Here is a 9,224-nt window from a genome sequence, read left to right on the forward strand (position 1 = left end):
GGGGCACCTCCTCAGCGCCTCACAGCGCCTCGCCCGCGAGCGCCAGCAGGCCGAGCGTGGTCGCGCGGGGCTGGTCCGGCGCGACGAACGCAGCACCCTCGGTCGGGTCGTGGTCGGGGTCCGGCTTCGGGACGTTGAACTGGACGGTGACGACAAACCCGGTCAGCAGCGCCGTCGGGTACGGCTCGGCGTCGAGCACCGTGCACTCGTGGTCCTCGGCCGTGCAGTCCGACAGGGCCTGGTCGTGGATCGTGCACCGCATCGGCCGGATCTCCGGCACCGCCTCGAGCGCCGCCATCAGCGCCTGACCGACCTTGCGTCGGAACCTGCGCTCCGCGCGCTCCCCGTCGTCCATGTGCTCGCCCCTCTCGCACCGAAGCCGCTGACCAGACCGCATGCGCCCTGACCTGGAAGAACGCGGACGAAACGCGGACGCAACCACCCACGGCCCGCGGGGAGAGATCCCGCTATCCCCGGGGGGGCGGGCCCCCTTGGCCCCGAGGGGGGACCCTCCCCACCCCCGCCGCCGGCGCCGGCCGGCGGCGCGGGTCACCAGTCCTGCGAGACGGGGAAGTCGGTCGGCGGGGCGACGGCAACCGGCGCGCGCTCACGGCTGCGTTCGCGGTTCTGCCAGCGACACAGGACCCGGAGGTTGCTGGGGTCGTCCGTCCCGCCGTGGCGGTACTCGACGATGTGGTCGGTCTCGGCCGAGTTGTCCAGCAGCGGCGTGACGTAGTCGAGCTCGACCCCGCACGGGTGGTAGACCCCGGCCTCGTCGGTGTAGCCCGGGCAGTGCGTCAGGCCCTGCCGGCGCGCACTCGTCAGAACGATCCGACGAGCTCGGAGGTAGGCCGTGCTGCCCGTGCGGCTGGCGACCATCGCGACCTCCCCGACACGACGAAGGCCCGAACCGTGTCCCGGTCCGGGCCTTGTCGTCTGTTCGCGGGTACGCCGATGACGCCCTACGCGTTACGCACGGTATCAGGTGGCCGCCGCCTCGTGCGAGGTCCGGGGTGCGCGGCGCGCGCGAGCCTCCTCCCAGCGGGCGACCAGGGCGAGCAGGTCCCCGGCGCGGTACACCGCGACGCCGTCGCGGGTGCCGCGCTGCGGGAGCCAGCCGGGCAGGTCCGGCGGCTCTCCCGGCCCGGCCCAGTCCGGGCCCACGAGCGCCGGGCGGCGGCCGGCCTCGTGGGCGCAGCGCAGCTCCCACCAGTACCGGGCCCGCTCGATCGCCTCGTCGCCCTCATCGCGCCACCGCTTCGCCCACTGGCGCATGGTGCCGGCGGGCACGCTCGGCCAGATCAGCCGGGCGTGCGCGAGCGTGATGAGCGAGCCGGGGCGAAGGCCGGGCAGCGCGGCGAGGTGTTCGACCGTGACGTCGTGCCAGTGCGTGCGGTCGTTCCACGTCGTGCGGCAGCGCAGGCACCGCACGGTGTCGGACAGCCCGTCCTCGTGGGGCATCCACGACCGGTCGGCCCAGTCCTGCACGACGTCGCCGCCGCAGTGCACGCACGGCTCGGCGAGCCGTCGGGGCATCAGGCCGGCGATGCGACGGGCGGCGGCCCGCAGGGCCCGCATCGCCTCGAGGTAGTCCGGCCACGCGCTCGCCTCCGGGTTGTGCGCCGCCCAGACGTGCCGGGACCGCAGGTAGTCCAGCGCCGCGGCGTTGTCGGCGCCGGTGTACTCGGCCCAGTGCGCGACCCACGACCACAGCGCGGACTCGATCTCGTCGGGCGAGCTGAGCGCTCCGGGCGGCCCGGCGGGCACGAGCCGCATGTTGCCTGGCGACTTCACGGGCGAGCGCGGGTCGGGCTCGTACAGGTCGAGCGCGTGCGCGATGCCGTCGAGCATCTCGCCGGCGCGCTTCTCGCAGCCTGGGCACAGCAGCAGCGACGAGCCCGACGGCCGACCGCACGTGCCGCACGGCGCGCAGGTCTGCTCGCACTCGGTGCACGCCCAGGCGCGATCGCCGTCGTGCTGCTCGTCGCGGACCCACTCGTGGACGTGGGCGGTGCTCGTCATCGGTCGGTGCTCCCGTCGAGGTCTGCTGCTGCTGTGGTCGTGGTCGTCATGGCGTCGCTCCCAGGTGGCACTTCCTGCAGGGCCTCGGCTCGTGGTGGGTCGGGCAGGTCGCCTCGTCGATCAGGTGCTGCGCCGGAGCGCGTCCGCGGTGGCCCTTCCACGGCGACCCACCTCCGTAGCCGGCCTCGGGCACCCCGGTCGGCGGCGGAGCCCCTGCCCGGCCCACGCCCGACCCCGCCCCGCCGACACCCACACCCGACCCCGCCCCAGCCCCCGCCTGGCGCGCCCCCGCGGGCGCGCCCGCGGGGGGCACACCGCCGGAACTTGATCCGTGATCTTGAACAGCGTTCTCAGCAACGCGCGTCGGTGCAGGTCGCAGCGTCATTCCGGCACGCTCCGGCGGCCGCTGACCCTTGCGCTGGTTGCACTCAGAACACGCCACGACGAGGTTCCTCGCGCCGTCCGCGAGCGCCGGGTCGACGTGGTCGAGCGTGCCGAGCAGCTCGGTCTTGCGGTTGCCCCCGTGGCGCGGGCGCGCGACGTCGCGGCCGCAGTAGCGGCACGGCGTCTTGCCCGTCGCAGGGTCGGTGTCGCGGGCCCAGACGGCCTCGACGATCGCCTCGTCGCGCAGCTCCTTGCGCTTGGCGACGGCGACCTTCTCCGCCTCGCCCGTGGGGTAGCGGAACTGGAACCACTGGTGGAACACCCACGACCCCTTCTCCGGCTGCGGGCAGCGCTCGCAGTCGTGCCCCGGGGCGTGCCAGAACCGCACCTCGACGAGCGCCTGCGCGGCGCGGCGCACCATGCGGCGCTCGCCCCAGATGCGGACGAGCATCGACTCCGAGATCAGGCCGTCGAACCCCGAGTGCCGGCAGCGGGCGCCGGCCAGCGACCACACGCCCATCGCCTCGGCGGCCCGGGCCGGGCCGACCTGCTCGAGCAGCTCCTCGAACTTCGGCCCCGCCCAGACCTTGTCGTCCAGTTGGAAGAACCCCACCAGGGCGCCCTCTCAGTTGCAGCAGACGGCGCGTGCGCCGGCCTGCGGGATGGTTCGTCGTTCTAGTCGGAGCACCGGCACTCGCCGGTCGCCAGGTTGATCACGCCGTCGCACGACCCGCACCGCTGCGGGCCCCGCGGGCGGTCGGTCGTCTCGTCCTTGGGCATCTCGCTCACCTCCCCTCGGAGGACTCGGCGAGCGGGACCTTCACCCAGCCCGCGTCCGCGAGCGCCACGGCCAGAGCCGAGGTCGTCACGCCGTCGGCGCGCCGGGCCGAGATGCGGCCGATGTCCTGGCGCAGCTCCTCGGCGGCGGCGAGGCGCTCGCGGACGAGGTCGCGGCCTTGTGCGGCGTCGCACAAGGTAGGAGCCTTGTGGGACTCGGGCGTGACAGCGAGGGCGGCCACGGTCGACCGGATGGCCTCCTCGGGCCGCATCGCGCTCACCAGCACGAGCTGCGTGGCGGCGGACAGGACCGCGGTCACCTCGGCGACCCGCTCCGCGTCGACACCGACCGCGCACCGCGCGCACAGCACCTCCTCCCTTGTGGCCGGCTGACTGGTGCGGGCGGCGGAGACCGCCGGCTGGCCGGCGCTCATGCCGGTCCTCCGAGGATGAGGTGGGCGGCGAGCACGGCGACGGCGAGCACGGCGAGGTGGCTCAACGCCATCAGGACGGCGGTGCGCGACCCGACGGCGCGGGCGAAGCCGATGTAGATGCCGAGGAGCAGCAGCGCGATGAGCACCCAGCCGAGGATCGGGGCGGGGCCGGTCACGGCCGTACCTCCAGGTCGTCGTCTGCGACCATCTCGGGGTCGTACACCGTGGCGCTGCACGACTTCGGGAACCGGCAGCACGACGGGTTGTACTCGCCGGTCTCGGCCTCGGGCCATCGCTCAACGCACGCCCGGAGGCGACGCTCCCGCAGTGCCGGGGTCACGCTCGGCGCGGCGTCACCCCGGGCGGCGAGGACAGTGTCAGCCACCTTGCCCGCCGTGAGGCGCGTCCTCCCGAGGCACGACTGCCCGGTGTTCGTCACCGCAGCGCAGCACTCCGGGTACGACCGATACGCGTGCGGCCGGGCCGCGTCGTCGTGCAGCACCGGAGCGATCAGATCGACCAGCGCCTCCCGGTCCACCGCCTCCCCGGCACCGGCGGTCAGCGCGGCGACGGACGCCTCGGACGGTCCCGCGACCTCCGCGCGGATCGCGAACGTCCCGTCGTGCCGCTGGACGATCCACGCTCCCTGCCACGCCGTCCCGACGCCGGGGATGTGCATGTCGGACACGTACTCGCCCGACGGCTCCTGACCGGTGCAGATCGTCCCGCCGCACCACTTCGCGACGGCGTCCCAGTCGGCCCCCTCGGACAGGTGCACGGCGACCTCGGCGACGACCTCGGGCCGGTACGCCTCGTGCATCGCGCGATCCATCTCGCTCTGCTCGGCGAGCATCCGCTCGACCTCGGCCCGGGTGACCAGGCCCTCGTCCGTCGTGGCCGGCTGCGGGGCGTCGGGGCGGTAGACGATCGTGGCGGGGAGCATCTTGACCAAGTCGCCGGTGCCGTAGTCGCAGATGTCACCGCCCGCGAGGTGCCACCCCTCGGCCATCGGGTTGCCGCGCTGCCACGCCTCCCCGGTGCGGCTGGCGATCACGACCGTGTACGACGGCAGCGCGTCGAGCTGCTCCACCGTCTCCACCACGCCCGCGCGCACGACCGGGTTCGTGCCGTCGGCGGTCATCGTGACACCACCGTGATCGGGAAGGAGCCGGGGGTCTCGGCGGTGACGTCCTTCCACGTCATCCACCACTCGGGCGGCCCCACGGTGGTGATCGCGTAGCGGTGGTCGACGGAGTCGGCGTCGGTCGGCTCGTCCTCGCCCGCCACCTCCCGGTCGTAGTCGCTGACGGCGGCGGCGAACGTCTCCGGGTCGACGTGGCCGAAGGTGTAGGCGTAGGTGCCGTCCTCGTTCTCGATGACCGGGACGCCGCGGAACGTGTAGCCCGATCCGCTGGTGAAGTCCTCGGCGGTCAGCGGAGGGAGCGGCGGGTTCGGGTGCTCGGCGGTGCTCATGCTCGGTGCTCCTTCGTGTCGTTGGTCAGCTCGTGCAGGACGCGGCCCGCGAGCAGATCGGCCGGCCGCCAGACGGCGGCGTCCTGCCCGGCCGCGGTGAGCGCGCGCAGCCACGTCCGCTGGTCGTCGGACAGGCGCCCGCTCTCGGTCTTCAGCTCGCGGAACAGCACCCGGCCCCTGCGCTCGCTCACGAGCACCAGGTCCGGGAACCCCGGCCGCGAGCGCCGGGAGTCGTGCGTGTGGTACGCCAGCCAGCCCAGGGCGCGGGCGTGGCCCAGCACCCGGGCCTGCAGGTCGGCCTCGCGCATCCCGGCGGCCTGGACGGCGGCGTATTCGGCGGTCGTCAGGGTGCCGCCCGGGCCCGACCCGGGGTGGAACGCCGCGGAGCGCGGGCGGGCCGTCACAGCAGGCTCCGGCGCGCGGTACGCCTCGCCGACCGGCGGCGTGCCCGACGAGCGGACCAGGCCGTGTACGCCCAGGTCGTGCGAAGCCAGCCCACCGCGTAGGACACCGCGAGCAGCAGCGCCGCCCACACCCACCGACCGGTCCACGCCAGCGCGATCGCCGCGAGCGCCACGGCCACACCGCACGCGGCCGCGGCCACGCGCGACCACAGCCTGCTCGTGGCTGCCCTCGGTTCGGGCATCGAGGCGCCGCCCGGGCCCGACCCGGGGTGGAACGCCGCGGCGCGCTTCTCCGTCGCGCCCATCAGCCCTCCCGGTCCTTGCTGATCTCGTAGTCGACCGGGACCGTGAGCTCCCACGCGCGGCGGGCCGGCTCGACCTCGTTCTGCCACGTCGCCGACGTCCGGAGCGCCGCCCGGGCGTGGTCGTCGCGGGTGCCGCACTCGGCCGCGAGCGCCATCGTCGTGATGTCCCTGGCGTACAGGCGCAGCGCCTCGGCGTAGGCGTGCGCGAGGGTCGGGTCGCCGGCCATCAGGCGGGCTCCTCGTCGAAGCGGACGGCGAGCACTGGGCGCGACCATGTGCCGCGCACCCAGTGGCTCGTGTCGGCGCCCTGGTCCAGGTGCCACTGGAACCAGCTCGGGATCTCGCGCCACGGGTGGAACACGCGGCACCGCACGATCCGCGGGACCGGGTGCAGGGCGCCGTCCTTGCGGGTCCAGCCCCGGTCCCACAGCGCCTTGAGGCGAAGGTGGGCGGCGGTCTCCGGCTCCCACTCGGAGACGTCGTCCGCGCCGAGGCCGTAGTCGGGGTCCGGGACGTCGAGCCACCACAGCAGCTCCGAGAGCACCTCGCAGTGCGCGCAGTTGCGCCAGGTGTAGGCGTGCCCGTCGTTGACTTGGGACGAGCGGTGGTAGCGCTCGCCCGGGCGGATCGTGCGCCCGCACATCGAGCACGGGTGCTCGGTGCGCGCCACGGGCGTGCTCCTGCTCAAGGTCTCCACCAAGGTCATCACGCCACCGCCCCGAGCTGCTCGGTGATCGCGGCGACGAGGTCGGCCGGCGCACGGCGGAGGCCGAGGCCGCCGCGGTGCGGGATCGGGCGGGCGAGCGGGCGCGGGTTCGCGAGGACGAGGTGGTGGTGGTCGGCCATCGCCCACGGCGAGCACATGCCGGGGCAGCGCGGGTCACGCCCGTGCCAGTCGCTGTCCGAGCAGCAGTGCAGGCTCGCTCCTCGCACCGTGTTGTCGTGGTGCACGTCGGTGAGGTCGACGACGCCGATCACCGCGCCGAAGTGGAGCTGCGTCGGCGCCTCGGTGCCGTGCGCGGCTCGGAGTGCGCGACTGGCGTCGTTGTTCCGGTCGACCTCGCCGAGGCCCGCGTGGATGGCCACGGGACCGCGGTAGGGCCCGAGCGTCTGGACCCGGTTCTCGACGTCCTTGCCGGCGTGGATGATCGCCCACGCCCAGGGCTGGCGGACGGTCAGGACGCGCATCACGCACGCCCCGCGAGAAGCTCGCTCAGCCGCTCGGCGTAGAGGACCTCGGCGAGGTCCGGCGACCAGCCGGTCACGGGCACGGGCAGCGGGTCGAGGTGCTCGACGTCCCACGGCTCGGCGGTGGCGGACATCAGGGCGGCGCGCTCGGTCAGCAGGATCCGGGAGTCGGCCTCCTTGACCTCGGGCGGGAGCTCGGCCGTCGCCTGCCCCGGGCGGAGCAGGCGGAACCGGTACGCGATCGTCCACATCACCCGGTCCTCGGCCTCCCGGTACGCGGGCATGTGGACCTTCAGGGGCCGGATCATGTCGCCGACGTAGGCCTCGGTCGCGTCGTGCAGCAGCGCCCACAGCGCGAGCTCGGGGCCGTGGTGCTCCTCGACATACTCGCTCATCAGCACGCAGTGCTCGGCGACCGAGTAGAACCGGTCGACGTGGCCGTTGTACCGGCACAGCAGCGACAGGGCGTGCGCGATGTCCTTGGGGTCGACGTCGGCCGGCACGGAGTCCATCGGGTAGAACCGGCGCCCCGAGTGCGTCTGCATCCACGCACCACGGGACCATCCCGGTTCGGTGATCGGGTCGGTGGTCATCGGCGGTTCCTCTTCCTGGTCGGGCGCGGGGTGTGGGTGTGCAGAGGGCTCGTCGCGCTGCAGCCGGGGTGCGAGCACGACCAGCGCAGGGGCGACGGCGCGGCGGTCACCGGTGCCGCCGGCGGGTCTTCGCCCGGTACGCGGCGTGCATCTGCGAGCGCTCGGGCGTCTCGTAGACGCGCGTGCGGAGGCGGCGCAGACGGCGGTTCAGCCGGGCGAACAAGCGACCAGCCACGTCGGCCACGAGGGCGACGTCGCGCTGGGCCTGCTCGAGCGCGGCCAGGTCGACGTGCACGAGGAGGACGGTCGTGGTGCGGGGCTGCTCCGGCTGCTCCTCGGGGGCGTCGATGCCGAACAGGCGGCGGCCGTAGGCCTCCATCGGCGTGAGGTCGTGTCCGATCACCGGGTCGCTCCGTTCGGGTCGTGGTGGACGTGGTCGGGCATGTGGCCGAAGACCCTCGCGTGGGCGCGGCGGCCGTCGGGGGTGTCGGTGAACTTCGGGCGGGCGCCGGTCGCCGTGGACGGCGCGCACTTCCCGCACTCGACCGGGATCGGCTCGTCGAAGATCACGACGCCCTCCGGGTCCGGGCGGCTCGGTGCTTCCTGCACGCGACGGCCTCCGCCTCGAGGTGCGCGAGCAGCACGCGGTCGCGGCAGGTCTCGGGCGTGTCCTCGGCGTGGCGGGCCGCAGCGGCGCGCCGCTCGGCCTCCGCGCCGGCGCGCAGCGGCCGGAGCCAGTCCGCACCCGTGAGCCGGTCGCGCGCCGCCTCGAGCGTGCGTGCCTGGTGCTCGGCGATCTCCGCGGCCGCCACCCGCACGCGCTCGGTCATCCGCTCGTAGTCCCGCGGCGACGGGGCGCGCCTCACGATGTACCGCGCAGGGCCGCGAGCGCCGCGTCCAGGTCGTCCGGGGCGACCAGGACGGGGCGCGCCTTGGAGCCCTCGGCCGGGCCGACGATGCCGTTGGCCTCGAGGAGGTCCATGAGTCGCCCGGCCTTGGCGAAGCCGACGCGGAGCTTGCGCTGCAGCATGGCCGTGGACCCGTGCTGGGTGCGGATCACGAGCTCGGCGGCCTGCACCAGGCGGGCGGTCTCCTCGTCGTCGTGACCCTCCGGGGTGACGCGGGTGATGCCGGTGTCGGTCAGGACGTACACGCCGCCCGCTTCGCGCAGCTCGACGCCCGCTGACCGGGACACCGGGTCGACGCCCAGGCGCTCGATCCACGCCTCACGCCACCGCTTCGCCTCGATGGTCGCGTCCTCATCGGTGCGGACCTGGGTCAGCAGGCCGAGGAACGACTCGCCGCACGAGATCCGCCAGATCCGGGCGGGCTCGGGGACGCGGTCGAAGATCAGGGGTCGTCCGTAGGCGCGCTGCGCGGCGGCGAACCGCTTGAGGTGCTCGGACTGGAACCAGGCCTCACCCGTGACGTCGGCACCCTCGAGGCGGCCGGCGAACATGCGGCGCAGGTCCGGGAACGTCTCCTCGGGGGTCATCCGCGCGAGGGTCAGCGAGTTGCCGTCCAGCAGGCCCCCGACATCGGTGAACGTCACCTCGGCGTCCGTCGTCGCGATCCGCAGAGCGGACTCCTCGCCGCGGGCCGGCGCCGGGAACACGGTCAGGACCTGAGCGACCTCGTCCGGGT

The 9,224-nt window shown here is 74.3% G+C and carries 17 protein-coding genes and 1 pseudogene; all 18 read right to left on the reverse strand.

The genetic code is table 11. The features are described from left to right. Positions 1–19 precede the first annotated feature (19 nt). Positions 20–355, reverse strand: coding sequence for a hypothetical protein (locus HNR08_RS06240; RefSeq protein WP_146838498.1), 336 nt, complete (start codon positions 353–355; stop codon positions 20–22). A 194-nt stretch (positions 356–549) separates the two neighbouring features. Next, complete coding sequence (locus tag HNR08_RS06245; protein WP_146838500.1) at positions 550–879, reverse strand: HNH endonuclease; 330 nt, start codon at positions 877–879, stop codon at positions 550–552. A 102-nt stretch (positions 880–981) separates the two neighbouring features. Continuing rightward, positions 982–2,022 (reverse strand): hypothetical protein, encoded by a 1,041-nt coding sequence (locus HNR08_RS06250; protein ID WP_146838502.1) that lies wholly within the window; start codon positions 2,020–2,022, stop codon positions 982–984. Between the two features lie 46 nt (positions 2,023–2,068). After that, positions 2,069–3,019 carry an HNH endonuclease gene (locus HNR08_RS06255; protein WP_183834862.1) on the reverse strand — a complete coding sequence of 317 codons (951 nt, stop codon included), beginning with the start codon at positions 3,017–3,019 and terminating at the stop codon, positions 2,069–2,071. A 172-nt stretch (positions 3,020–3,191) separates the two neighbouring features. Beyond that, positions 3,192–3,617, reverse strand: coding sequence for a hypothetical protein (locus HNR08_RS06260; protein WP_183834864.1), 426 nt, complete (start codon positions 3,615–3,617; stop codon positions 3,192–3,194). Next, on the reverse strand, positions 3,614–3,793 hold the full coding sequence (locus tag HNR08_RS06265) for a hypothetical protein (protein WP_183834866.1): 180 nt from the start codon (positions 3,791–3,793) through the stop codon (positions 3,614–3,616). The genes HNR08_RS06260 and HNR08_RS06265 overlap by 4 nt, the downstream gene beginning before the upstream one ends. Further along, on the reverse strand, positions 3,790–4,758 hold the full coding sequence (locus HNR08_RS06270) for a hypothetical protein (protein ID WP_183834868.1): 969 nt from the start codon (positions 4,756–4,758) through the stop codon (positions 3,790–3,792). The genes HNR08_RS06265 and HNR08_RS06270 overlap by 4 nt, the downstream gene beginning before the upstream one ends. Then, on the reverse strand, positions 4,755–5,090 hold the full coding sequence (locus HNR08_RS06275; protein ID WP_146838506.1) for a hypothetical protein: 336 nt from the start codon (positions 5,088–5,090) through the stop codon (positions 4,755–4,757). The genes HNR08_RS06270 and HNR08_RS06275 overlap by 4 nt, the downstream gene beginning before the upstream one ends. Next, entirely contained in the window at positions 5,087–5,494 is a 408-nt protein-coding gene (locus HNR08_RS06280; RefSeq protein ID WP_246803091.1) for a VRR-NUC domain-containing protein, read from the reverse strand. The genes HNR08_RS06275 and HNR08_RS06280 overlap by 4 nt, the downstream gene beginning before the upstream one ends. After that, the gene (locus HNR08_RS06285; protein ID WP_146838508.1) at positions 5,491–5,799 is read right to left on the reverse strand and encodes a hypothetical protein; all 309 of its coding nucleotides are present in this window, start codon (positions 5,797–5,799) and stop codon (positions 5,491–5,493) included. Before HNR08_RS06285 ends, HNR08_RS06280 begins: the two co-directional genes overlap by 4 nt. After that, positions 5,799–6,026, reverse strand: coding sequence for a hypothetical protein (locus tag HNR08_RS06290; protein WP_146838510.1), 228 nt, complete (start codon positions 6,024–6,026; stop codon positions 5,799–5,801). Before HNR08_RS06290 ends, HNR08_RS06285 begins: the two co-directional genes overlap by 1 nt. Then, positions 6,026–6,469, reverse strand: a complete 444-nt coding sequence (locus HNR08_RS06295) for a hypothetical protein (protein WP_183834870.1) — start codon at positions 6,467–6,469, stop codon at positions 6,026–6,028. Before HNR08_RS06295 ends, HNR08_RS06290 begins: the two co-directional genes overlap by 1 nt. Positions 6,470–6,504: 35 nt before the next feature. Further along, the gene (locus HNR08_RS06300) at positions 6,505–6,987 is read right to left on the reverse strand and encodes an ASCH domain-containing protein (RefSeq protein WP_183834872.1); all 483 of its coding nucleotides are present in this window, start codon (positions 6,985–6,987) and stop codon (positions 6,505–6,507) included. After that, complete coding sequence (locus HNR08_RS06305; protein ID WP_146838514.1) at positions 6,987–7,580, reverse strand: HD domain-containing protein; 594 nt, start codon at positions 7,578–7,580, stop codon at positions 6,987–6,989. The genes HNR08_RS06300 and HNR08_RS06305 overlap by 1 nt, the downstream gene beginning before the upstream one ends. Before the next feature lie 106 nt (positions 7,581–7,686). Continuing rightward, positions 7,687–7,983 carry a hypothetical protein gene (locus tag HNR08_RS06310; RefSeq protein WP_146838516.1) on the reverse strand — a complete coding sequence of 99 codons (297 nt, stop codon included), beginning with the start codon at positions 7,981–7,983 and terminating at the stop codon, positions 7,687–7,689. Then, complete coding sequence (locus HNR08_RS06315; protein ID WP_183834874.1) at positions 7,980–8,150, reverse strand: hypothetical protein; 171 nt, start codon at positions 8,148–8,150, stop codon at positions 7,980–7,982. Before HNR08_RS06315 ends, HNR08_RS06310 begins: the two co-directional genes overlap by 4 nt. After that, positions 8,147–8,410 (reverse strand): hypothetical protein, encoded by a 264-nt coding sequence (locus HNR08_RS06320; protein ID WP_186812771.1) that lies wholly within the window; start codon positions 8,408–8,410, stop codon positions 8,147–8,149. The genes HNR08_RS06315 and HNR08_RS06320 overlap by 4 nt, the downstream gene beginning before the upstream one ends. Before the next feature lie 32 nt (positions 8,411–8,442). After that, positions 8,443–8,661 (reverse strand): annotated as a pseudogene (locus HNR08_RS06325) (DNA translocase FtsK); the annotation flags it as partial. Between the last annotated feature and the right edge of the window lie 563 nt (positions 8,662–9,224).

This window comes from Cellulomonas hominis (genome assembly GCF_014201095.1).
In the GTDB taxonomy this organism is placed as follows: Bacteria; Actinomycetota; Actinomycetes; order Actinomycetales; family Cellulomonadaceae; genus Cellulomonas; species Cellulomonas hominis.

Bases quoted from the DNA above. Each gene is read 5' to 3' on its own strand.
- HNR08_RS06290 (WP_146838510.1), bottom strand. From the start codon at position 6,026: ATGGCCGGCGACCCGACCCTCGCGCACGCCTACGCCGAGGCGCTGCGC.
- HNR08_RS06250 (WP_146838502.1), bottom strand. From the start codon at position 2,022: ATGACGAGCACCGCCCACGTCCACGAGTGGGTCCGCGACGAGCAGCAC.
- HNR08_RS06305 (WP_146838514.1), bottom strand. From the start codon at position 7,580: ATGACCACCGACCCGATCACCGAACCGGGATGGTCCCGTGGTGCGTGG.
- HNR08_RS06285 (WP_146838508.1), bottom strand. From the start codon at position 5,799: ATGGGCGCGACGGAGAAGCGCGCCGCGGCGTTCCACCCCGGGTCGGGC.
- HNR08_RS06245 (WP_146838500.1), bottom strand. From the start codon at position 879: ATGGTCGCCAGCCGCACGGGCAGCACGGCCTACCTCCGAGCTCGTCGG.
- HNR08_RS06300 (WP_183834872.1), bottom strand. From the start codon at position 6,987: ATGCGCGTCCTGACCGTCCGCCAGCCCTGGGCGTGGGCGATCATCCAC.
- HNR08_RS06320 (WP_186812771.1), bottom strand. From the start codon at position 8,410: ATGACCGAGCGCGTGCGGGTGGCGGCCGCGGAGATCGCCGAGCACCAG.
- HNR08_RS06240 (WP_146838498.1), bottom strand. From the start codon at position 355: ATGGACGACGGGGAGCGCGCGGAGCGCAGGTTCCGACGCAAGGTCGGT.
- HNR08_RS06270 (WP_183834868.1), bottom strand. From the start codon at position 4,758: ATGACCGCCGACGGCACGAACCCGGTCGTGCGCGCGGGCGTGGTGGAG.
- HNR08_RS06275 (WP_146838506.1), bottom strand. From the start codon at position 5,090: ATGAGCACCGCCGAGCACCCGAACCCGCCGCTCCCTCCGCTGACCGCC.
- HNR08_RS06260 (WP_183834864.1), bottom strand. From the start codon at position 3,617: ATGAGCGCCGGCCAGCCGGCGGTCTCCGCCGCCCGCACCAGTCAGCCG.